Below are 22,702 nucleotides of genomic sequence, written 5' to 3'. Positions count from 1 at the left end.
GATGTATTTGACGGTTGAGTAGGAGTTGGCTTATGTCATTGGCGGTACGAGTGATTCCATGCTTGGATGTGGACGACGGACGTGTGGTCAAAGGCGTCCATTTCGAGAACCTGCGCGATGCCGGCGACCCTGTCGAACTCGCTGCCCGCTATTACGACGAGGGTGCCGACGAACTGACGTTCCTCGACGTCACCGCTTCCAGCAACCATCGTCAAACCATGATGGACGTCGTTACGCGCACGGCAGGCCAGATTTTCATTCCGTTGACCGTCGGCGGGGGAGTACGCACAGTCGGTGATGTCGACGCTCTGCTGCGCAGCGGAGCAGACAAGGTCAGCGTCAACACGGCCGCCATCAACAATCCCGAGCTGATCAGCCAGGTCGCCCAGCGTTTCGGCAACCAGGTGCTGGTACTTTCCGTTGACGCCCGACGTGAAAAAGGCGAACAGCACACCAAATCCGGTTTCGAGGTCACCACGATGGGTGGCCGACATTCCACCGGAATCGATGCCCTCTGGTGGGCGCAGCGGGCACAGGAACTCGGCGTCGGCGAGATTCTGCTCAATTCCATGGACGCGGACGGTACCGAAAACGGTTTCGACATCGAAATGCTCAGAGCCATGCGCAAGGTGGTCAATATCCCGCTGATCGCCAGCGGCGGCGCCGGCAAGCTCGAGGATTTCCCGCCGGCAGTCGAAGCCGGTGCCGATGCAGTCCTTGCGGCTTCGGTGTTCCATTACGGCAAAATGACCATCGCACAGGTCAAACAGACGATGAAAGAACACTGCATCACGGTGCGTGAGCCTGCAAACGTCTAGCACAGCCAACGCTCAAATGAAATTTTGAATGCAAACAGACGTAATGCGCTGATTGATAATGCCGGAACATACCTGTAATCAAGGAAAACAAGAGAGAATGAAGATGGAAAAGAACGAAATCATCTATGACAACAGCAAAACTCTGGATCCCCGACTTGCAGCGCGCCTGAAACGTGATGACAAAGGCTTGGTGGCTGCGGTCATTCAACAGTATGACTCCAAACGGGTGCTGATGGTCGGCTATATGAACGACGAGGCTCTGCGTCGCACCTTGACCACCGGTCGTGTCACTTTCTGGTCCCGTTCACGTCAGGAATACTGGCGCAAAGGCGACACCTCTGGCCATGTGCAATACGTCAAAAGCCTGTCGTTCGACTGCGACGGCGATGCTCTGCTGGTCGAGGTCGATCAGGTCGGCGCAGCCTGCCACACCGGCGCCCGTTCCTGCTTCGACGAAGGCGGACATGTCCCTGTCGTAATCGGCGAACGAAAGCCCGAAGACGCTGCCAACGACATTTGCCGTTGAGTCAGCTGAATCCTCTCGTCGCGTTGCAAAGCCGAACTTCTCATTGACATTGAGATGACAGGAGTCCGGTTTCATATCCCAGATTTCCTTTCAGAAACGTTGTCATGCTTCCATTTCAAGCAGTTTCACTACTCCTGTGTCCCTCGAGTGAAGCGGTTATGGCCTCGGGTATGATGGCCGGCAGAGACAATATCGGCACAATGCTTTGAGGGATCATGACACAAGGATTGACATTGAATCTGTTTGCAGGTCGGAACCTGGCTTATATTCCATCTCCGACCATATCGAAAATCGTCATTCCCCGGATTTCCATCGGCAACTGGTCGATTGGCCCGATTCCAATCCGATTTTATGCGCTGTGCATTCTTCTCGGGATTGTACTTGCCGTATGGATCTGCGAAAAACGATGGAAGAAACTCGGCGGCAACTTCGACCAGATTCTCGATATCGCTTTATGCGCGGTGCCGGCGGGCATCATCGGTGCGCGCCTTTACCATGTCGTGACCACGCCGGAACGGTTCTTCGGACCAAACGGTGACCCAATGGAGATACTGCGCATTTGGAACGGTGGCCTCGGTATCTGGGGCGGTGTCCTGTTCGGCGCACTGGCCGCCTGGGCATGGTGCCGTCACAAGCATTACCCGATGGCATTACTTGCGGACGCAGTCGCCCCGGGGCTTTTGGTGGCGCAAGCCGTCGGAAGATTGGGCAACTGGTTCAATCAAGAGCTTTACGGCGCCCCGACGACCCTTCCATGGGGCTTGAAACTCAACATGGCCGGCTCGGCCATCGGCCACGGAGAACAGTGTTACGATGGTGAGACCTGCCCGACCGGAACCCTGTTCCAGCCCACATTCCTCTACGAAATGATCTGGAACCTCATCGGTGCAGCGCTCATCATCTGGATCGGCCATAAAGCGATGCACAGACTCAAAGCCGGAAGCCTCTTCACCATATACGTGATGTGGTATACCGCCGGGCGCACCTGGATTGAGGCGTTACGCATCGATTTTGCACACGAAATTCTGGGTGTGCGTGTCAATGTCTGGGTTTCCATGGTTGTTTTCGTACTGGGTGTGGTGGCATTCATCGTCGTGCAAAAGGTTGGAAGTTCCACCATAAGTCTGTCCGAACGCCTGCGCACTTTGACGGAAGTTGAGGAACGCACGGAAGCCGAAGCCCAGAAAGCAAAAGACAAGGCTGAAAAGAAGTAGTCGGGAAACCATTTAGCCGCAAAACAAATAATACGACATCGAAGGTTTCGATATCTAAAAAAGCGGTGAAGATTCTCCTGAGGCTTTGTTATCAGCCATTTTCAAGTCGTTCGCACAGCATAGGATATACAGTTATGACCATTCAAATCGCACCAAGCATTCTTTCCGCCGATTTCTGCAATCTTGAACGAGATCTCAAAGCCATCGACCACGCCGATCTGGTTCACGTCGATGTGATGGACCATCATTTCGTTCCGAATCTCACTATTGGCGAACCCGTCGTCAAGCGCATCTGCGAGGTGACCGACCTGCCGGTCGATGTCCATCTGATGATCGAGGACCCGGATCGCTGGGCCCCTGAATACGCCAAGCTCGGTGCAGCCTCGGTCAGTTTCCATATGGGTGCGGTGCATGCCCCGGTGCGTCTTGCCCGTCAGCTGCACGAGATGGGATGCAAGGCTTGCTTCGCTGTGCGCCCCGCGGAACCAGTGGAGCCGATTTTCGATATCCTGGACGAATTCGACATGATTCTGATCATGACGGTCGAACCCGGTTTCGGAGGCCAGAAGTTCCTCGACAACCAAATGGCCAAGGTCCGTCGCCTGCGTGACGAAATCACCAGACGTGGCCTCAATACCCACATTCAGGTTGATGGCGGCGTGAGCCCCCAAACGGCGGACGTCGTGGCCAAGGCCGGAGCCGATGTGCTCGTCGCGGGTTCCGCAGTCTACGGGGCCGAGGACCGTGCCAAGGCAATCGACGATATCCGCGCCAAAGCGGAAGCCGCATATCAAGCCTGAATACGTATACGACACGCGCTTAGCGGTGTGAGCAACAACGGAGAGCAAAACGATGAAGACATTTGAATCATTGTTCAAAGAACTCAGTGAAAAAGCCGAAACCCGACCTATGGGTTCCAAGACGGTCGACGAGCTGGACAAAGGCACGCATTTCATTGGCAAGAAGATCAATGAAGAGGCGGGGGAGACCTGGATCGCCGCAGAATACGAAGGCGCCGACCGCACTGCCGAGGAAATGAGCCAGCTCATCTACCATATCCAAGTCATGATGATCAAGCATGGCATCAGTCTCGACGACCTGTATAAAAACCTTTAGGAACCGATGGCGGTTCATATCGGTCAAGGTCAATGAAAGAAGAGAAGTAAGGGAGGAAGGAAAATGCTGAGGATTGCCGTACCCAACAAGGGCATGCTTTCTGAGCCTGCGTGGAGTCTGTTGCAGGAAGCCGGATACCAACTGCGCACACAGCCACGTCAATTGGTGGTCGAGGACCACGACAATCAGGTCGAGCTTTTCTACCTTCGCCCTCTGGATATCGCCATTTACGTAGGTCAGGGCGCCATTGATATCGGTATTACCGGCCGTGATATGCTGCTCAACACCGATACCAAGGCCACCGAGGATCTTCCGCTTGGCTTCGGCGCGTCAACGTTCCGTTTTGCGGCTCCAAAGGATTCTCCCATCAACAAACTTGAGGACGTCAACGGCAAACGCATCGCAAGTTCGTTTGATAAGCTGGTCCGAGATTACCTTTCAGCCCATGGCTTGCATGCCGACATCACCCATCTTGACGGTGCCGTCGAATCCTCCGTCCAGCTCGGTGTCGCCGACCTCATCGCCGATGTGGTCTCCACCGGCACCACGCTGCGCAACGCCGGATTGCGTATATTCGCCGACCCGATCCTGCATTCCGAAGCCATCCTCATTCGTTCCCCCCATCTTTCCGAGAGCGATAAACAGCTTCAGATCTTCAAACGACGTCTCGAAGGCGTGCTCACCGCCCGACGGTATGTCATGATGGACTATGACGTACCGGTCAGCAAGGTCGGCGCGGCCGTAGCGCTCACCCCAGGGTTGGAAAGCCCGACCATCTCACCGCTTCACGATCAGCAATGGTGCGCTGTCCGCGCCATGGTGGAACGCGAGAAGGTGAATCAGACGATGGACCAACTTTATGACGTCGGCGCACGAGCCATCATCGTCACCGCTCTGCAAGCTTCAAGAATCTGAACCTGTTTATGAAACTTCCAATCAATTCCAACAACCGTTACAGTCCGGACGCGCGGGATATCTATTTCACGGTGCCGAATCTCATCAGTATTCTGCGCATCGTCTCGATACCGTTCATTTCGTGGCTGATTGCGCAGCACAAGATGATTGTGGCACTTATCGTGTTGGCGGTTTCGGCAGCAAGTGACGGTTTGGATGGGATTATTGCCCGGAAATGGAATCAGGTCAGCAAGATCGGCCAGATCCTCGACCCGTTGGCAGACAGGCTCCTGATATTCTGCAGCATTCTGGCACTCGGATTGGCAGGCATCATTCCGTGGTGGATGCTGTTCATCGTGGGGCTTCGCGACCTCATATTGTTGGTGTTGATCATTATTCTGGCTCAGCACGACTATGGGCCGTTGCCGGTCCATTTTGTGGGGAAAGCGGGAACCGCGTTATTGATGATATCCATCACCGCGCTGATTTTCGCGGATTTGTGGAGCAATACGTTTACCCAGATTCTTCATCTTGCTGCTTTGGCCGCCGGAATTTGGGGCATCATTCTTTATTGGTTGGCTGGATATATCTATATCCGTCAGGGTGTCAAACTGATCCGTCACGACTCGGACGAATAAATGACGAAACCGGAACGAGCACCTGCATCCTTTTCTGTGGAAATCGACGAACAACCGAGCAAACGACGCGCGGTGTTCTCGCAGGACGTTCAAAATCTGGGATCCTGGCATGTCTTGAGCGCCGATGATGCAGCGGCTCTCTCCTCCCATCATCGGCGCAAAGTCGATGACGACAGCCTTAGACTGATTGACGATCTGACCAACCGTCCGCTTGACCCTCTTTTCTCCGATGCGAGACTGACCCAGCAGAAACCGCACTCGAAATTCTCCATCTGGTTCACCCGCATCATCGTGTTCATCATCTGCATCGCTGTGGGTTTCGTCGGCAGTGTTTTCGTCCGTCAGCTCAATACCGATCCTCGCAAACAGGTGCGTGCAAGCCTCATCTCGGAATTGCAACAGCAAAATACAAGCCTTAAGAAAATCACCACCGAGGTCACCGACCTGCACGCCAAAGTCGTCAAACAATCAGATTCCATGCCTGACGCCAGACCCGATTCGACGCTTACCCAAGATGAAATGACCAATGGTGCGCTGGCTGTCAAAGGGCCCGGCATCGTCTTCACTCTGGCCGATCCTGTGGCCTCCAGCGCTGCCAACGGAGCCGGCCCGCGGGAAAACAGCACGAATCATATCCGTGTGGTCACCGATTCCGATTTACAGGGGATTGTCAACCTGCTTTGGAAGGCCGGAGCCGAGGCGATTGCCATCAACGGCTACCGTATCGGCGTCTCGACTTCCGTACGTACCGCAGGGCAGACGATTCTCATAGGGGTGAATCAGGTGGCGAGTCCTTATAAGATAGAAGCGATAGGTAATTCGAAAGACCTGTCGCAAGCAATGAACAGCAAAGCGCAACCTGATCTGTATCGGACGCTTAACGCCGCGGGTATCAATCCGCAGGTGTCGAGATCCTACTCATTGAGGTTGGCAGCGGCGGAAGCTACGAATGTAACCTACGCAAAAAGGAGCAAATGATGGCAGCAGTGCTCGGTCTGATCATCGGGGTCATCATCGGCATCTTCGTGAAGCCGGATATCCCCATAGTCCTGCAGCCGTATCTGCCGATTATGGTGGTGGCGGCCCTCGACGCCTTGCTGGGTGCGGCAAGGGCCTATTTCGAACGTTCCTTCTCCGACAAGGTGTTCGTCATATCCTTCATTTCCAACGTTCTGACAGCCACGTTGCTCGTCCTGCTCGGCAACCAGCTCGGCGTTGGCTCCCAGTTGCAGACCGCCGTCATCGTCGTGCTCGGCATACGAATCTTCTCCAACGTCTCCGCCATCCGTCGGTTCATCTTCAAGGGCTGATCGACGATGGCAGTCAGAAAGCATAACATTCTCAACAGCATGCACATCCAGCATGCCCAGGACCGGGAAAACGATCGTACCGATACCGGTTCCTTCCCTTTGGTGCGCAAAAAACCAAGAAAAATGGGCGGTGGGCTCGTCACCAGACTGATGACCAGCCTCTTGATCGTTCTTCTGTGCGCTCTGCTTGGCTTCGGCTATGCCATCCAGCTCAATAACAAGACTTCAAGCTACGAAACCATGAGCGAGGAAGAGCTCACTAGGCTCATCAGCGAGACCAGTACGCAGGTGCAGAACCTGCAGCAGCGCAAAACCGAATTGACCGGCCAGCTCAACTCGCTGAAAGCCGCGGCGAACAAGCAGCAGGAGGCGCAGCGCATCGCCAAAGAGAACGAGGACACCAGCGGTATCCTTTCCGGCCGTCTGCCGGCCGAGGGCAAAGGCGTCATCATCACGATCTCGCAGGGAAGCAAGGAACGCATCGATGCCGCCACCATGTTCCAGCTTCTTGAGGAGCTGCGCAACGCCGGCGTTGAGGTCATGGCCTTGGACAACGTTCGTGTGGTGACTTCAACCTATGTTTCGGACACCAAAAAAGGCTTGGAATGTGATGGACAGGCACTGAAGACCCCATACAAGGTCAAGGCCATCGGTGACCCGCAGAATCTGGCGAACGCCGTCAATATCGCCGGTGGCGTTGGTTCTCGCTTCAAGGTCAAATTCGGTGCCGATGTGACGGTGACGCAGAGCGAAAGTGTAGATATCAGCGAGACACGCGACGTCGGGCAATATCAGTACGCGAAAACAGTAGAATGAGTGATATGACTAATCCGATTCCAAGCGCGGGCGAAACAACCATCATTGGCCTGCCCGCTGTCAATATTCCTGCCACCTCTGCAGGTGACCGTCCACTGACCCAAGACGATCTGGACACCATCACCAAGCTGTCGCCGGGTTCGGCGTTGCTGATTTCGACCAGGGGAGCGGTGTCCGGTTCCCGCTACCTTCTCGACGAGGACGAAGTGAGCGTCGGCCGCGATCCGCATGCCGACATCCTTCTGGATGACTCCACCGTTTCACGTGCGCACGCAGTGTTTCGCCGTGTCGGAAACACTTTCGAAGTCGCGGACGCAGGAAGCCTCAATGGAACATACGTCAATCGCCAGCGCGTGGATTGTGCGACATTGCACAATGGGGACGAGATCATGATAGGGAAGTTCCGTCTGGTCTTCTTTTCGCCGTCGGCTGTGGTTTCAAAGTGAGAATTTTCCGCTGATTTCGGAATTTGCAAGGAAGAAAGGAGAAGGCCGTGGGTGCCAGTAGCAAAGTAACAACGATAGCCAGGGCTCCGTCTCGTTCTTCCTCTCTCAGGAAAACTTCCAAGGCCAAAGGTGGAAGCTCTTCCGACTTGGTGCAGGGGGAGTTGTTCTCCGAATCCACGGATGAAGCCGCAACTCGAGGTTATAGAGGAACGGTGGCTTCCAAAGTTGCCGGCATCACATACCGCCAACTTGATTACTGGGCCAGTAAGCGAATCGTGGTTCCCTCCATTGCTACTTCACACGGCTCGGGTTCCAGAAGGCTGTATTCGTTCAAAGATGTCCTGATTCTGGCTGTCTCCAAGAAGCTGCTGGATATCGGCGTCAATCTGCAGAACGTCACCGCTGCCATCGGTTTTCTTTCTCGTCATCACACCTCTCAGCTTGAACACATGACCATCATCTGCGACGGTCAGGATGTCAAGGAATGCGAGGATGGCGACGAAGTGCTGAAGTTGATTGACGAAGGCACAGCTGTTTTCGGAGTTTCGGTGGGGAAGTTGTGGAACCAGGTGGACTCGCAGCTTGAGCAGGAGAAGCACATTGACATTACGCCTGGTGATTCTTCGGTATCGGCTTTGCCGATTTCACCCGTCGACGACATCGCTGCCGAACGGATGCGTCAAAAGCTCGAGAATCAGCGTCTGGAGCGGGCCGCACAGCACTGATTCGGTATTTTGGTTATGCGATTGAATAAATATTAATATCAAATATTTATTTGCTTACACTTATTCGACTTTTTAAAATTTAGGGTTACCGACAAACACCGACACGAGGTTTCGAACAATGGCAGCCATACTTCCAGGATTCCTATGGATTTTCGCCCTGCTCTGGGCATTGGGAATCTGCGCGATCTGCGTCATCAACGGAGCTCTGCGCAAAAAAGACGACCATCGAAAAGTCGAGACCGTTCAGTGGTCGGTCATCATCATGCAGATCGTCTCGATGTTCCTGTGTTGCGCTCCATACGGCGTCTACAAGCTTCTTCGCGCTCAGATTAACGGTACAATCCGTCATGTCTACGCCATTCTAGGCATCCCATCTGCCGTCGTGCTGGGAGCCTTTTTCGTGGCTGAACTAGTTCTTATGTATCTTCAGGCCAAACAAGCTCAGAGAAGCATCATCGACGATGTCCTCTCAAAGCGTCATCACACAACAGTGAATTAAGAAATCAACATTCCAAGGCTTGTACAATCTTGCGCAGACAACCGAGCCATAATGCAGGATTTGGTGTTAGATTCCTTGTGCAGCTGTGCGAGAGACCAAGTTTATGTAAGCAATAGAGCTTGGTTATAGATAACGTGTCTGGCAACCGTGAGCGCGGCGTTATCTAAGCCAGGCTTTCTTTGAGTATATAACGAGTAAGAATATGTGTCAGGATTTTCTCAAACTAGTAATGGCGGCGACCGTGAGTAATTATGTAAGCCAAGCGCAGCTTGAGTATATAATCACGAAACGTTATGTCAAGATTCTCTTAGTGCAGTAATGGGGGCGCTACGTTATGTAAGTCAAGCATAGCTTGGGTATATAACGTAGCGACGTTATGTCAGATTTTTCTTAGTGCCGTAAGTGGGGCACCTCGTTATGTAAGCAAGCGCAGCTTGGTATATAACGAGGTGACGTTATGTCAGATTTCAAAGAAATCTGACATAACGTACATTATCGGATAAACACTTATTCTTGGTTACCAGTCATATGCAAATCATGAGGTATAGAGTGATATTTTCCCTAAAATTCTCTCAGATCGATTCTAAGAGATCAACGTTGAGAATCACGCAACTAAAAAATTGCAGCTACATTAATAATCCATTGCCGGTCAAGTATTTCTCATAGTCTTCGTATTTACCAACTTTTCTCAGCACGATCCTAAGAAACACAACCAAAAAATTTCCCATACGAAAAACGGTGACCACTCGAAGAAAATCGAGCAACCACCGTTTTGTATAACTCGTTATGGCGAACCGAACCGGATTCAATTACTCGTAATCCGGGAACCAACCTTCGCGATGCATCTTGAGCCTCTTGTCAAGCAGTTCCTTGAGCTCATCTTCGGTACGACGCTCCATGAGCATGTCCCAATGCGTACGCGTTGGTTTCTTGATTTCGTCGATTTCGTCGGGATCGGCGTCTTCGCGTTTGGCGATCTCACCGCAACGGCATTCCCATTCATCCGGAACCTCAGCGCCTTCAGCGAACGGCAAAATTGTACGGTGACCCTTCGGGCATACATATGCCACATCAGTTCTCGCTGCAAAATCAACATTTTCATCGGATTCGAGTGACTTGGCTCCGATGCTCATACCGCGCAGGCTGCGTTCCGCCATACATTCTCCTTGTTAATAGTCTATTTCTAAAGTACAGAACAGTTCGGACGAGTCGATTATTCCCTTACCTATACCGTTTAATCGCTCAGTCAACCCCTGAATAGGCAACAATACCACGATTGACCAGTTTGTTGGCTTTCCTAGCGTTCTCAGCCAGATGCGGATTGTCGTTCTTATAGTAAGCATCAGCGGTCGAAATCTGCTGAAGGACATCGGACAGACGTTTGGCGTTGCGTACGAAATCGCCGCCGGTCAGCTCTGTGCCGTGTAGGATCTGAGCGAGATTTTCTCCCCTGGCCCAGTCATACATGACGTCGACAAGCCCAAAATCAAGAGGCTCCAATTCGTCCAGATCGGCGTCCTCGCGCATCATCTCGACATCGGAGAAGACATCGCGCAGGTTTCGGCAACTCACAGCCACCGGACCGCCTGGACCACCGGGGTAACGCCGAGGCTCGTTGTCTCCTCCCCTGCGTGCCTGATACACAAGCGCAGACAAAGTCGCCGCAAGCTCTTCCGGTTCGAGTTCATCGAGGAATCCGTCGGTGATGGCTTCGGAAAGCACCAGATCGTATTCGCTATACAAATGGCGAAGCAGCTGCCCGCGCATGGTGAGTTGATAATCCTTGGCTTCCTGCTTCGGCTGAGAATCAGTTTTCCGATTTGAAGCTGAGTTTTCATTATTAGACATCATCGCAAATGAATCTCGATTATCTTCATATGAAGAATTCTTGTCAATATTTTCACGGGTGTCCTTGAGATATCCAAGCGAGGAAAGCACGCCACAGATCTGGTCGAACTGACGTGCCACGGATCCGGTACGTGATTCGTAGCGTCCTCGTGCGTGTCGCAGCTCCTTGGATTCCCGCAGCCAACGATGTCCCCATTTCAGATGGTTCTGGAAGTCCGGGCAGGACTTGCAAGCGTGTTCGCTTTCCTCGGTTTTGAGTGTTTCGATACGTTTGTCGAGATCGCGGAACGCTTCGGTTCGAGCCTTGTCGGTGTTAAAGCTTCTGCGTTTGAGATGTCTGCGTTCGTCTTTCTGCAGGTAGGAAAGTTTCTGACGAATCGTCATGAATTCCTTGAAATCGCCGTGTGAACAAGCGAAAGCTTTTTCGTAGCCTTCTACGGCCTTTTGAAGGGTCTGTATCCGTGATTCCAGGTCTTCGGCGGACTCGTTGGCCTCCCATTGCGCGAACGAGTGGTCGAGCGTGTCGCGAGAGGTTTCATAACTGCTGGAATTGAGCAGATTCACAGCCATATTGAAGGTGGGTTTGAAACTCGAATGGAGCGGATATACACGTTTGCTGGAAAGCGAGGCCGCAGTGGCCGGTACAAAGCCCCGATGGTCGACGATGACTGCGTGGCCGATGGTATCGATGCCGCGTCTGCCAGCACGACCGGTGAGCTGGGTATATTCGCCAGGTGTCAAGGTCACATGGTCGACGCCGTTGAATTTCTCAAGCTTTTCAATCACCACGCAACGGGCCGGCATATTGATGCCGAGAGCCAACGTCTCCGTGGCGAAGACCATTTTGACCAATCCCTCTTCGAAAAGCCGTTCGACAATTTGTCGGAAGAGCGCCACCATGCCGGCGTGATGCGGCGCAAAACCTTCCTCCAAGGCGTAACGGAAACGAGCGAAACCAAGCGCTTTGAGATCGGCATGGTCGAGTTCGCCTTCGACCATCTCGTCGACGATGGCGCGGATACGCATCACCTCATCCTTGGTGGTCAGCTCAAGCCCGGCTCGCAGGCACTGCTCTACGGCCTCATCGCAGCCGTTACGAGAGAAAATGAAATAGATGCCCGGCAGAAGCCCCATGAAGTTCAGTTCGTCGACCACCGCCCATCTGCGAGGTGTATAGCGGCGTACCTGTCCAGGCCTACGGCGCTTCTCCATTCCCCTACGATGCCGGTTTTTGCCCCCGCGCCATTCTTCATGGGCCCGGGAGGCGGCTTTTCTGTCGAGCTGGTCGATGCGGTCAACGAGTTTGGCATTGAGTTTGTCGGTCTGCACACCGTTTTTGTTGTGCCTATACAGGTCGATGAGCTCTGGCTCGTGCTGGTCATCCGATTGCACCATCACATGCTGTTCAAGCGGTACCGGACGTTTCTCTGAAACAACAAGCTTTGTGGCGCCACGAACCGATTCGATCCATGCACAGAAATCCTCAACGTTGGAAACGGTGGCCGAAAGACCGACGATTTTGACGGATTCTGGAAGATGGATGATGACCTCTTCCCAGACCGGACCACGGAATTTGTCGGCGAGATAATGCACCTCGTCAAGAATGACATAACGCAGCGTCCGCAGGGTTTCCGAGTTCTCGTAAAGCATGTTGCGCAGCACTTCGGTGGTCATCACCACGATGTTGGCTTCGGAATTGATGGAGGTGTCGCCGGTCAGAAGGCCTACGTGGTCGCTGCCGTAAATCTCGACCAGATCATGGTATTTCTGGTTGCTCAAAGCTTTGATGGGTGTGGTGTAGAACGCCTTGACGTTCTTCTCCTGTGCCAGATGCATGGCGAAATCAGCCACGATGGTCTTCCCAGCGCCCGTAGGGGCGGCGACCAAAACGTTCTTGCCGGCTTCAAGCGCCTCGTCCGCCTCTATCTGGAAGGAATCAAGCTCGAAGGGCAAGTTTCTGGCGAATTGCGCCGCCTCTGACCTTTCATAAGCGCTGTGTTTTTTGAACGCCGCGTAACGTTGCGACGGCGACAATGCCTGCTCTTCATCCAAATCCCGGTCAGTCGACGGATTGAAATCCTCGGAATTGAAATCAGGATGTTTTTTGTGACGATAATGATGTGAATGACTCATAAGATCGAAACTGTCGATTCGTGAAAGACGGATATGCTGTGAGACTCTGGCAAGAGAAGCGAAAGCGGCAGCAAAACCATCATTTAATTCGCCTTCGGGCTATGCTGATTGACGTTTTCGCGACGTTCATCATCCGACAAAGGTCGAGATTCCCGGACTATTCCATCGAACGCATGGTTCGAAGATTTGGAAATCGCCTGGTTGCCGTCGGCGGGTGTATCCCCAGTGAACGGCACCCTGTTACGTTTCCAGATGATCCAACGCTCTGCGTGACGGTTATGGCGGGTGATCCGCCGGCGCTCCACTTCGGTCTGTGCAAGGCTATAACGGTGTGCGGCTGTGGAAAGAGGTTGCGTAAACAGCGGCTTTTCATGCGTCCCGTTTGCCGGAGCGGATTGCTGCATGGCATCAAGATAATTCTGAATCTCCTTGCCAGTATCCGTTACGCTATGAGCCGCACGAACCCCATGAATACCGGCATAGACGAGACCGACCGCAAGAGCCGCAAGCATGACTACCGTGACGATGATCCAACCCCACCAAGGCATGTGACTCCCCTTTCCGGTTCCAATTAATTATGATTTATTCTATCGAAATAGCAATCTGCGGTTTCCCCTATCACCCTACTTGTCTTGCTGGTTGTTGTTCTCAAGACTCAATTCACGATGCGCACGGGCTACAATCATCGTCAGCAGCGGTTCAGGGGCGACAGAGATGATGTGACGGGCATGAGCGATGGCAAAAGCGACAAACCACGAATCCGAGGAAACCGTGAGATGGACCTTCTCCCCCTCGCCGCAGCGCTCGACTGTGGCACCGGGCAGGGTCTTGATGAACGCAAGATCAGGCTTGTCGGTGATGAAGACGGTCGGGGTTCCATTGTCGAAGCTCCATTTGCGTAGCTCGGCCACCGGAACGTCGGGAATATCAAGTTGCGTTGTCGGCTCGACCAAATCGGCCTTTTCGATGCGGGAAAGGCGCAGCACCTGCCAAATGCGGGGCTGGCCGGTCGCTTTGTTGATGGTCGTGTCCTTGGAAACGAATTTCTTCTCGCTCTTCGGAGCGGCCTTGGCGACGTCGGTCCACACGGCAACGTAATAGACGCCTTCATCCACAAAGATCTTGGAAGGTGCGACGAGCTTGCGGCGGGTACGGCCTGTGCCATCGGTGTATTCCATGTCCAACAACGAATCAGTGGAAATCGCACGCTTGACCACGCTGAAGCTGCGCGGTTCAACCTCGTAGCCGGTCAAGGAAAGCCATGGGGTCTCCCCCGGCTTGACGTGCTGGCGCAGACGAACGTATAGCGATTCCGCCTGTTCACGTTGTTCCATCGGAAGCAGTGAAGAATGTGCAAGATAGCTCACGGAGGCGGTCAGCATACTCAGGTATTGCTGCGAGATGCCGGCCAGTCGTTCAAGGCCCAGCGAATTGGTGGCCGAAACGATGCCATCGGCGTCCAGAAGCGACCAATCGATGTCGAAGAACTGGCTACCGGCCATTTCACCATCGTCGGAAACGGTGGTCAGGGTGTTGATGTCCTTGCGGATGACGGCAACGCCCTTTTTCTTCTCGTCCTCGGTTTTCGGCTCACCGATGAAACGCTCTGCAAGCTCTTCCAAGGAATATTCCTCACCGAGGTGGGCCGAAAGGAAAAGCATCAGACGAAGTCTGCGGTCAACTTCACTGCCGGTCTGGAAAGAGGAGTTCCGCTTGGAATGCGACTTGCCGTTTTCCGACTCGACCTCGCCGTTCACCGTGGTCTTGTTGATCGAAGGAGTGACGATAGTCTCCCTCATCTCGCCCTGGCTCTCATCGGCAAGCTTGAAGTTTGTGGCGGCATTAAGCCTTCGGTTCCAAGCATCCACGGCTTCCTGAGGCGAGACCACCGAAGAACCTGGATGCTCGAGCATGAACATTGCCAGATCGTCAGAATCTGTGTAGGCGACATTCATGTGCCCGCCGTCCACGTCAATGGTGGCGGCGAAACGCCGCTGGTCGACCACCTTCATCAGGTTGTCGGGAATCGGCTGAGTGCCGAGACCGGGAGCTATCGAATCAAGTCCAAGACCCGGTGTCGGGGTCTGCGGTACGCGGGGCGCGGTTCGGGACGTGTGCTGTTCCTCATGTTTCGCTGAGGACGAAGAAATCGACATCGAACGTGCCAAATAGTTCGCGGCGGCGAGCACAGGAAGATCCTCCTGCTTGAAACGCAGACGCACTCTGGGCTCATCGCCCAACTGCAGACGGTACGATGCGAAATCCTGTCCTTCGGACTTCGAAGAATATTCAGGCTGACGGGATTCGATGGCAATGCCCATCGCCGCCAACTTGGCGCGATCGCGCTGGAATTGCTTGGCGAATGCCGCTTTGGCGGCCTGGTCGGCCAGTTCCCCATAGGAGTCTGCATAAGCCTTGACGCGCTGTGCTATCTGCCGAGAAGTCAACCATTGTGGGAACGCAGATGATAGGACAGCGAGCACATCCAGTTCGTGCTTGCCCCACTTGTCGGAAAAACGTCGCCTTCCGTTGCTTCCTTCTGCCATTAGTCCTCACGTATCGTTAATGTTCAAGTACTAGTGCGTGCCTTGTGACACGCATCTTTATCTATATTAGATGCTTTTTCCGGTAAATTCCGGAATTTCGCAAATTTAATTCTTTTTCTCACGTTTTCGGCGTGTTATAAACGTTTTTAGGGCCGCTTAATTGGTTACTGGACATAATGTATTTCGATTTTTGCTGTATTCATGAAATTTTTATGTCATCGAATTGAAAATCACAACGCCTTGCGTCTTTTGTTGTGATTTTCAATTCGCTCGGCCAATCACCAAAGCCATTCGTCAGGCTCAATTCCCTGCGGACCCACGAATTCGCCGTTAGGTACGTAGCTTGGCTTGCCCTGATCTTTCAAGACAGCATCACCGTAAAAGACGACATCGTGGCCGAAAGTCCAGTCGCCGGTAATGGTCACCGAGTTGGCGGCTGCCAGGGACGGGATCGCGTAGGGGAAGCGATCGTTGAAATCCTCGATATTGCGGTAATAACGTGGGTCGAGTGTAACGTCAGGGAAAAGATAATTGCCATCCTCCATTTCATAGGAATCCGTTAGATGGAATCGGTCGGAACGCATGATGAAGAGGTCGTCGGTGGTCTTGACCGGGAGGAAGCGCATACGATCGACTTGCACGCAGATGGCGCCATCGAAAAGACCAATCGCCGCACCCATGGCAGTTTCCAGCTGCACCACCTTCGTGGTATCGGGATCGGTGGGATCGACGGTCTTGTAATTGCGGATGATCGGCAGCGGCAGGACACCGTCATATTGCTCCAGCTTGGCTTTGAGATCTTCGATACGCACCCAGATGCTGTTGGTGTTGAAATAAGGGTGACGTCCGATATCTTCCGCGGCTGCCTTGTCATCGGGATTGACCTGCGTCATTTCACGCAGCACGAGACGACCGGACTTCTTGTCGCGTACGAAATGGCCGCCCTTGCGATCCGCATATGTGCGGTTCGCGACCTCGACCATGAACGGCGCACCCGTGTTTTCAAAATATTGGGCAAGCGTACGTGAAGGACGGGCGCCAAGATTGTCGGAATTCGAGATGAACAGATACTTGAAGCCCTTTTCCTCGAGAATATCCAAAAGTCCTGATTCCCAGATGGTCGAGAACAGGTCGCCATGCCCCGGCGGGCACCATTCCAACTCCGGGTTTTTCGGAAACTCGACAGGTTTGCCGGTTTCCAAATCGATCTTGGGTTCCTGATGCTGCACAATCTGAAGCGGAACGTCTTCCTGATGGAAAGTCTTGCTCTCGTTAAGCGCCGCGATGGTGTCTTTTGAGGTACGGAAAGAATTCATCATGGTCAGCGGCAGCGGGACGTTCAGGCGTTCGCGGGCCGTGGTCACCTGGCCCATGATGATGTCGATGAAACGCATCGGACGCGCCTTGTGGCGACGGACCGGAAGCAGCGACTTCGCCATATCAAGCCCCATAGAGGTGCCGAGTCCTCCGTTGAGCTTAAGGAACGCGGTCTTGGCGAAAGCGTGGACTGCCTGGTCATGGTCGATGGTCTTGTACACATCATGGAAACTTGGCACATTCTGCAGAGGTTCCACGGCATCCTCGCGAATCCAGCTGCTGGCATCGTTGTGCTGCCACTCCTCGTACAGTCGTTTGAATTGTGCAATGGCCACATCGCTCATATGCGCTTCACGCATCTTTTGCGCCGAAGCCTCGAAGGCGTCTTCCAAGCCGCACCTCTTTCGTAGACGAGTTTTCTTCCGTTTTCATCGGCCGTGTCCAAAGCGACAACCGATAAACATAATTTTTAACTGTACTAGCTTTTCTGAAAGCTTGCTGGACGCAATACCGATGAAACGTAAACGAACAGTAAAAATGTTCGGTTTGAGGAGTGGCGAATTGGTTTGAAACGGATTTTAGGACTTGGTTGCTTCGATAAGATTATGAGAATCCAGTTCGAATTTATCAATGTTAACGACATTTTAGCTCAGCTTGTCAGTGCGTTTGGCCACCTGTGACATGAGTGTACCGGCCAAACGTGTTGGATTGACCACTGGAGTGGTATCAAGGCTGCTGCTGGGCACATTCCATTGATTGAAACTCCATTCATGGCCTGGCCCATCTTTGCCTATCGGCGCATCACGATCGGTTAGGACTGCGGACTTGCCTACTCTGACAAGTTGTTGCATTCCCGGCCTTCGCCGTGAACCTCAAACTCATTCACCAGCTTATGCCCAATTTCCAAAATCTCCTGCTCAACTATGCACAAAGTAAATGACGCCCAAAACCAGGTATTCCAGCCTACAAGGTTTCAGGTTCATCTTCTGTACTGTCTGTCTCGATATAACGTATCTCCATAATAAACATATTGTGATTGATGCTATTGTTTTGTGTTATGAATGAGATCAGGAGCGGCGAGGCGGCGGCGGCCGGCCGCGCGCATGATATGGAAGCGGCGGCCGACGGCGTCACGGGTATCTTGGGGTTCGGTTTTTCGGTGTCGAGATTGCCGGCCGCCGGGGCGGCGAGGGTCGCCTGCTCGGCGCTCGGGGCCGAGTTCCGGTCCGCTGCGGAATCCGCCCGCGATACCGGCCACGGGGCCGCGATGGCCCACGAGCGGCTGTCGGAGGCGGACCGGTCGAGCGCGGGGACAATGCGATGAACGACGATTACCGGACGCGCATGGACCGCTTGGACGGTCGAATCGCGGATTGCGAGCGACGCATCGGCCAGGCGCAGGAGTCGGCCCGAGAATCCGAAAAACAGGCGAGGGCCTACGACGAGGCCGGAGGGATCCTCGCAAGCTGTAGCCAGCAGACCGAAGGCATCTGGCAGGACCTTCGCCAACACGTCAAAGGCGACGCCGAGTGGCGGCGGCTCGAACAGGATGACGAGGAACGGACGGCCATGTGCGCCCAGGCTCGGAACGCTTGCCTGGAAGCCTACGACGACCTCGTTCGCCAGGCCAGGCGCGAGCACGAGGACGCGCTCGACATCCGCGAGGAACAGAAGAACCTGCAGCGCGCGAAGCGCGAATATGAAAACGACGAAAACCGGAGGAGGGCCCCACGGGCCTGATCGTCGACAAATCCGAACTGCTGACCGCTCTAAGCCAATCCGACCGCGACATACGATCCCAACAGGCGGAGGCGAGACGCGCCATAAACGCCCTCGACGGCCTGGCCGGCGACGCGTCGCTGACCGGCCAGGGATGGCAGGCCGCCAAACGCCACGCCGCAGACGTGTCCAAACCACGGCTGGAAGCGGCCGTCCGACATGGCGACCAGGTCATGGCCTACAACGCCGACATGGACGCCGTCAACATCCACCGCGCCATGAAAGCCAACCCTAAGGAAAGCCCGCGTAAAGCCGCCGACGACTACTACACGTTCATCGGCAAGGGCGACACCGAACGCAACAGGGCACGACGATTCTGTGCAGGCTACGACCCCACCGAATCGAACGACCCGCGGAAAGGCCTCGAATGGCTCGAGGACAATGCCGCATACCTCTCCACCGCCTCACCCGGAGCGCACCTGCTGAAAGACCGTTTCCAAGCCACCACAGACCAACAGAACAAAGCCCGCGAGGACTTTCTCTCCACTCTGCGTCAGGAGATCAAATGATGGTAACCGGACAATTACAGCGCAAGACGCTAAGGAACCGGGCCATCACAGTGACGGCCGTCCTGCTCGCCATCTGTCTGCTGGCCTTGGTCGTTTGGTGGCATCTCGCTCCGCTGCCCGTCAAACACCGAGCGCACGCCGACATCATCACCCAAGCCCAAGCACTCTTCGCCACCGACCCCGACCACGCCCAGCAATCCATCACACGCAGCGGCAAGACCAACATCACCCTCGACATCGATCGTGACCTATCCGGTCCCGGCTTTGACACTACCGTAAAAAAACAAGGACTCTATTTCAACTTCGAAAAGCCCGACGACAACGATGCATCACTCGACCCCCACGGTAAAACCATCTTGGTATGGATCGGGGAAAAACCGATATCCGACCCCTTCAACCCCGACTCAGTGGTTACGGTTAGCCGCAAGACATCCACACTTGACATCAAAAGCTACCCCGAATCAACCGACAAACTGCATATGAGCAGGCATCGGCTGGAGGATCTCGCCACACAAGCCGTGTGGGAGACCATCGACACCGTCGCCGACAACTGGTGATGGACGTATGCGTACCCACCGGGGCGGGTGCGGAGGGGCAGCCGAGGTTCAGGGTTCTGGCCCATATTCGACTGGTTCCCATGGCTGAACAGCGAGACCGACGACCGTTCCGACGAGATAGCCGCTTGGGCCGGCGGCCTGGGACGCCGACATGAACGCCATCAACCTGAACCGCCACATCCAGACCCATCCCAGAGATGACCGTCAGGAAGCCGTTAGAAACTACTATAAGGAGCTCTCCAAAGGCGATTTGGAACGCAACCGCATACGCCAGTTCTGCCGCAACCGCGCCCCTCAAAAAACAAAGGAAGTGAACGCCCATGAACGACACCGAGACCAGGCGCATACCGTTCTGGCAGCGCGCCTTCATCACCACCGTGGCCGTCATCGCCGCACTGGCGCTCCTGTTCGTCGGGCTCATGACATGGGTGTCGCACGACTTCGAAAAGGGCATGGAACCTCCCGAGCATGAGTCCTTCATCTCCACCTACCGGCGGCATGCCGACATCGTCACCCAGACCGACAGCCTGTTCCTCGACCATAGGTGGGACGTGCAGAAGGCCCTGCAAGGCCACGGACACGACATCAAAGCCGACACCGTCGCCGGACAGATGAGCAACACGACCGGCATCATCACTGCCAAAGCCAACGGCTATAAGATTTCATTCGCGAGACCGATCAGCTATCCAGACGGGCAACACAACATCAGAGTCAGCATGAGCAGGAACGCCGAAACTGCATCCAACATGTCGGTACATATCAGTGTTTCCGCGCATGGCGCCGCCGTTGACATCAACGAGAAGTCCGACGTTGAGGGGAGACTCGGCCTGACCGATCAGCAGGCCGAGGATATGGCCACACAGATGATCCATCTGGTGCTGGACACCGCCGCCGCAAATTGGCCCCAATAATCTCTCGATCATTGACCAGTCTTGAAGCTTGCGACAGCCGCCACCTAACTCCCAAGGCAAAGAACATACAGCCCAAACTCTGCTATACCCAAAACTCATCAACTGACAACGAAGTGCCAATTCTCGGTAAAGGCCACACACAAACGGAGGAAGATGCTCAACAGCGTGTATCGTCACCACCTCACTCGTAGGAGATACACTCGACCACGACGCCAGTGAGAGCTAGCAACAGAAAACGTTCGACGACTTCATCCTCATATTCCCAAAGGACATCAAATGAGCTGACAAAGAATGAACGGACAACACCAGTCTAAAATCATCGGAATCATTTCGACCATTCTGATAATTATCTTGTTTATGCTATCTGCCTGGTGGCAATTCTTTGCTCCCTGCCCATCAAACACCGAGCGCACGCCGACATCATTACCCAAACGCAAGCCCTTTTCAATAGTGACCCCGACCATGTCCAACAGGCCATCACACGTAGCGGAAATACCAACATCAAACTTAGCTCATTTGATGATCCTGGAAACCATCGAATATTCAAGATTACCGTCAAAGCACACGGCTTTTTAGCTGAATTCAACGAGCCTACAAATTGTGAAGGATACTCCTCTGGTGTACGTGGTACCTGCACATCCGTCTTGATTAGCAGAAAACCATTTCAAGATCCAACAGCGGCCGACACCTCAGTGGATATCAGCAATAAATCGGCGATACTTGATCCCACTGACGCTGAAACAGTGCAGCACACACTACATATGAACCAACATCAGTTGGAAGACTTTGCCATCCGGGTCGTTTGGGATGTAATCGATACAGTGTCAGACAACTGGTGATATATTGCCTCTTGTCTTCAGGTTCGACGTAGGCAGTATTTTTCTCTACCCCACCAATTCAAATCGTTATTGCGATTCTTGTATGAAGGGCGAAGGCATCATTATGGATTTCCTGGGGCGCGAAATCCATGCTCCAATCGAGATTGGCGCAATAAGGCCAATATAAGAAAACTCGGAAGCAACACTGGCATCACGAAACACATATCTCATTGATCGGAAGGTTACCGTTTTAGGCGTCAAAGACGATGGGAAGCCTGCGGTCATCCTGGCTGGTCGAGTCCGATTTCGGAATCTGGACAATCAACCACAAACAGCAAATAGGCTATAAATGATCCTATTTCAAATTTCGAGCATCTTTATCGGCGCAAATGGCCACTATAACGGTCAATAGTATTATTGCAACGATTGCGATTATTTCGATAATAATAGAAAGAGATTTGACTTGTTGGCTCGTCACAAATGCACTACCAATTAAAAACAAGGCGATACCGACGATTACAAACAGAAAGGCGTCAACGAGGAACAGCCATGCATATTTCTTGTGTATCAGCTGCCAAATCTTGTCTGAAGCCATTATCGCCTTGGTTCTGATACCAACCTGACCGTTCCTCGGCAGTCTTCCTTGTTTAGCTTTGTAATATAAAATCACAAAATAGATAGCAACCGCCATCAATATAACAATGCCAACATATTCCATGCCATGTCCTTAGAAAATATTATTTCAAGCAATTTCTTTAAAGAATCAATTCAATGTATTCTGAGTTTTGATCGTCATGATTTAATGCTCTTAATTCCTTCTTCTTTCGGTGACTGCCACTGTCAGCGGCCTCGTTGACGGGATACGGATTCTCTTCCCAAGCATACCCGCCGCCAAGACCCTGTAGTCCGCTACTGGAGTCTTCAACCTCATCCCATATACACTCTCAACCTCGAATAGCGAAACATGCGACGGATACCATTCATGATTATTCCAGCACCCGCAATAGTCGGAATAGCCGCTACTTACATTCTTCTACGCCACGCCGATAATAGTGCGCATGCGCTTTTTGTGCTAAACTTCTTTTTCGGTGCTTTGCACTGTTCGGGTCGTAGCGCAGTTTGGTAGCGCACTTGACTGGGGGTCAAGGGGTCGCGGGTTCAAATCCCGCCGACCCGACGAGAAAAGCTCGGAATTCTAAGATTTAAATAATACTAAGAATTCCGAGCATTGTTATTTTGCAATATGATCAGCCAGCATGTTCATAAATTCCATGAGTAGGTT

The 22,702-nt window shown here is 53.3% G+C and carries 25 protein-coding genes and 1 tRNA gene; 19 read left to right on the top strand and 7 right to left on the bottom strand.

The genetic code is table 11. The annotated features are described in order from the left end of the window. Positions 1 to 32: 32 nt before the first annotated feature. From hisF to OZX67_RS05180, 13 genes are all read left to right on the top strand, one after another. On the top strand, positions 33 to 818 hold the full coding sequence (gene hisF / locus OZX67_RS05240; RefSeq protein ID WP_277141521.1) for an imidazole glycerol phosphate synthase subunit HisF: 786 nt from the start codon (positions 33 to 35) through the stop codon (positions 816 to 818). Between the two features lie 97 nt (positions 819 to 915). After that, positions 916 to 1,344, top strand: a complete 429-nt coding sequence (gene hisI / locus OZX67_RS05235; protein WP_277141519.1) for a phosphoribosyl-AMP cyclohydrolase — start codon at positions 916 to 918, stop codon at positions 1,342 to 1,344. A gap of 215 nt (positions 1,345 to 1,559) precedes the next feature. Then, on the top strand, positions 1,560 to 2,558 hold the full coding sequence (gene lgt, locus OZX67_RS05230; protein ID WP_277141517.1) for a prolipoprotein diacylglyceryl transferase: 999 nt from the start codon (positions 1,560 to 1,562) through the stop codon (positions 2,556 to 2,558). Between the two features lie 134 nt (positions 2,559 to 2,692). Then, complete coding sequence (gene rpe, locus OZX67_RS05225; RefSeq protein WP_277141515.1) at positions 2,693 to 3,358, top strand: ribulose-phosphate 3-epimerase; 666 nt, start codon at positions 2,693 to 2,695, stop codon at positions 3,356 to 3,358. Positions 3,359 to 3,410: 52 nt separating this feature from the next. Next, positions 3,411 to 3,674 carry a phosphoribosyl-ATP diphosphatase gene (locus tag OZX67_RS05220; RefSeq protein WP_277141513.1) on the top strand — a complete coding sequence of 88 codons (264 nt, stop codon included), beginning with the start codon at positions 3,411 to 3,413 and terminating at the stop codon, positions 3,672 to 3,674. 63 nt (positions 3,675 to 3,737) lie between these two features. Beyond that, complete coding sequence (gene hisG, locus OZX67_RS05215; RefSeq protein WP_277141512.1) at positions 3,738 to 4,589, top strand: ATP phosphoribosyltransferase; 852 nt, start codon at positions 3,738 to 3,740, stop codon at positions 4,587 to 4,589. 8 nt (positions 4,590 to 4,597) lie between these two features. Continuing rightward, the gene (locus OZX67_RS05210; RefSeq protein WP_277141510.1) at positions 4,598 to 5,206 is read left to right on the top strand and encodes a CDP-alcohol phosphatidyltransferase family protein; all 609 of its coding nucleotides are present in this window, start codon (positions 4,598 to 4,600) and stop codon (positions 5,204 to 5,206) included. After that, complete coding sequence (locus tag OZX67_RS05205; protein WP_277141508.1) at positions 5,207 to 6,184, top strand: DUF881 domain-containing protein; 978 nt, start codon at positions 5,207 to 5,209, stop codon at positions 6,182 to 6,184. Then, complete coding sequence (locus tag OZX67_RS05200) at positions 6,184 to 6,516, top strand: small basic family protein (RefSeq protein WP_277144945.1); 333 nt, start codon at positions 6,184 to 6,186, stop codon at positions 6,514 to 6,516. Before OZX67_RS05205 ends, OZX67_RS05200 begins: the two co-directional genes overlap by 1 nt. 6 nt (positions 6,517 to 6,522) lie before the next feature. Continuing rightward, complete coding sequence (locus OZX67_RS05195) at positions 6,523 to 7,332, top strand: DUF881 domain-containing protein (RefSeq protein ID WP_277141506.1); 810 nt, start codon at positions 6,523 to 6,525, stop codon at positions 7,330 to 7,332. A gap of 5 nt (positions 7,333 to 7,337) precedes the next feature. After that, on the top strand, positions 7,338 to 7,778 hold the full coding sequence (locus OZX67_RS05190) for an FHA domain-containing protein (RefSeq protein WP_277141504.1): 441 nt from the start codon (positions 7,338 to 7,340) through the stop codon (positions 7,776 to 7,778). A gap of 146 nt (positions 7,779 to 7,924) precedes the next feature. Next, entirely contained in the window at positions 7,925 to 8,503 is a 579-nt protein-coding gene (locus tag OZX67_RS05185) for a MerR family transcriptional regulator (RefSeq protein WP_277144941.1), read from the top strand. Positions 8,504 to 8,621: 118 nt separating this feature from the next. Beyond that, positions 8,622 to 9,002, top strand: a complete 381-nt coding sequence (locus OZX67_RS05180; RefSeq protein ID WP_277141502.1) for a hypothetical protein — start codon at positions 8,622 to 8,624, stop codon at positions 9,000 to 9,002. A gap of 809 nt (positions 9,003 to 9,811) precedes the next feature. Here OZX67_RS05180 and OZX67_RS05175 read toward each other — a convergent pair. The 6 genes from OZX67_RS05175 to OZX67_RS05150 form a co-directional block, all read right to left on the bottom strand. Further along, positions 9,812 to 10,159, bottom strand: a complete 348-nt coding sequence (locus OZX67_RS05175; protein ID WP_277141500.1) for an RNA polymerase-binding protein RbpA — start codon at positions 10,157 to 10,159, stop codon at positions 9,812 to 9,814. An 85-nt stretch (positions 10,160 to 10,244) separates the two neighbouring features. Beyond that, the gene (locus tag OZX67_RS05170) at positions 10,245 to 12,983 is read right to left on the bottom strand and encodes a DEAD/DEAH box helicase (RefSeq protein ID WP_277141499.1); all 2,739 of its coding nucleotides are present in this window, start codon (positions 12,981 to 12,983) and stop codon (positions 10,245 to 10,247) included. 83 nt (positions 12,984 to 13,066) lie between these two features. Then, positions 13,067 to 13,531 (bottom strand): hypothetical protein, encoded by a 465-nt coding sequence (locus OZX67_RS05165; RefSeq protein ID WP_277141497.1) that lies wholly within the window; start codon positions 13,529 to 13,531, stop codon positions 13,067 to 13,069. Between the two features lie 75 nt (positions 13,532 to 13,606). Next, positions 13,607 to 15,529 carry a WYL domain-containing protein gene (locus OZX67_RS05160; RefSeq protein ID WP_277141495.1) on the bottom strand — a complete coding sequence of 641 codons (1,923 nt, stop codon included), beginning with the start codon at positions 15,527 to 15,529 and terminating at the stop codon, positions 13,607 to 13,609. A gap of 278 nt (positions 15,530 to 15,807) precedes the next feature. After that, positions 15,808 to 17,205: a UTP--glucose-1-phosphate uridylyltransferase gene (locus tag OZX67_RS05155; RefSeq protein WP_277144939.1), complete on the bottom strand. Its 1,398-nt coding sequence runs from the start codon at positions 17,203 to 17,205 to the stop codon at positions 15,808 to 15,810. A gap of 683 nt (positions 17,206 to 17,888) precedes the next feature. Continuing rightward, positions 17,889 to 18,104 carry a hypothetical protein gene (locus OZX67_RS05150; protein ID WP_277141493.1) on the bottom strand — a complete coding sequence of 72 codons (216 nt, stop codon included), beginning with the start codon at positions 18,102 to 18,104 and terminating at the stop codon, positions 17,889 to 17,891. Between the two features lie 62 nt (positions 18,105 to 18,166). On the opposite strand from OZX67_RS05150, the gene OZX67_RS05145 reads away from it, so the two are divergent. The 5 genes from OZX67_RS05145 (at position 18,167) to OZX67_RS05125 (ending at position 21,441) form a co-directional block, all read left to right on the top strand. Continuing rightward, positions 18,167 to 18,586 (top strand): hypothetical protein, encoded by a 420-nt coding sequence (locus OZX67_RS05145; RefSeq protein WP_277141491.1) that lies wholly within the window; start codon positions 18,167 to 18,169, stop codon positions 18,584 to 18,586. Between the two features lie 164 nt (positions 18,587 to 18,750). Beyond that, a complete protein-coding gene (locus tag OZX67_RS05140) occupies positions 18,751 to 19,134 on the top strand; it encodes a hypothetical protein (protein WP_277141489.1) in 384 nt (127 codons plus the stop codon). Beyond that, the gene (locus OZX67_RS05135; RefSeq protein ID WP_277141487.1) at positions 19,131 to 19,691 is read left to right on the top strand and encodes a hypothetical protein; all 561 of its coding nucleotides are present in this window, start codon (positions 19,131 to 19,133) and stop codon (positions 19,689 to 19,691) included. Before OZX67_RS05140 ends, OZX67_RS05135 begins: the two co-directional genes overlap by 4 nt. 320 nt (positions 19,692 to 20,011) lie before the next feature. Then, on the top strand, positions 20,012 to 20,602 hold the full coding sequence (locus OZX67_RS05130; protein WP_277141485.1) for a hypothetical protein: 591 nt from the start codon (positions 20,012 to 20,014) through the stop codon (positions 20,600 to 20,602). 371 nt (positions 20,603 to 20,973) lie between these two features. Continuing rightward, entirely contained in the window at positions 20,974 to 21,441 is a 468-nt protein-coding gene (locus tag OZX67_RS05125) for a hypothetical protein (RefSeq protein ID WP_277141483.1), read from the top strand. Between the two features lie 334 nt (positions 21,442 to 21,775). Here OZX67_RS05125 and OZX67_RS05120 read toward each other — a convergent pair whose 3' ends face one another. Continuing rightward, positions 21,776 to 22,138 (bottom strand): SdpI family protein, encoded by a 363-nt coding sequence (locus OZX67_RS05120; RefSeq protein WP_277141481.1) that lies wholly within the window; start codon positions 22,136 to 22,138, stop codon positions 21,776 to 21,778. A 385-nt stretch (positions 22,139 to 22,523) separates the two neighbouring features. Between OZX67_RS05120 and OZX67_RS05115 the strand changes: the two genes are divergently transcribed. Beyond that, positions 22,524 to 22,597: transfer RNA gene (locus tag OZX67_RS05115), tRNA-Pro, on the top strand. Positions 22,598 to 22,702 lie beyond the last annotated feature (105 nt).

The organism is Bifidobacterium sp. ESL0728 (assembly GCF_029392015.1).
GTDB lineage: Bacteria > Actinomycetota > Actinomycetes > Actinomycetales > Bifidobacteriaceae > Bifidobacterium.
This window is presented reverse-complemented; position numbering and strand designations above follow the sequence as displayed.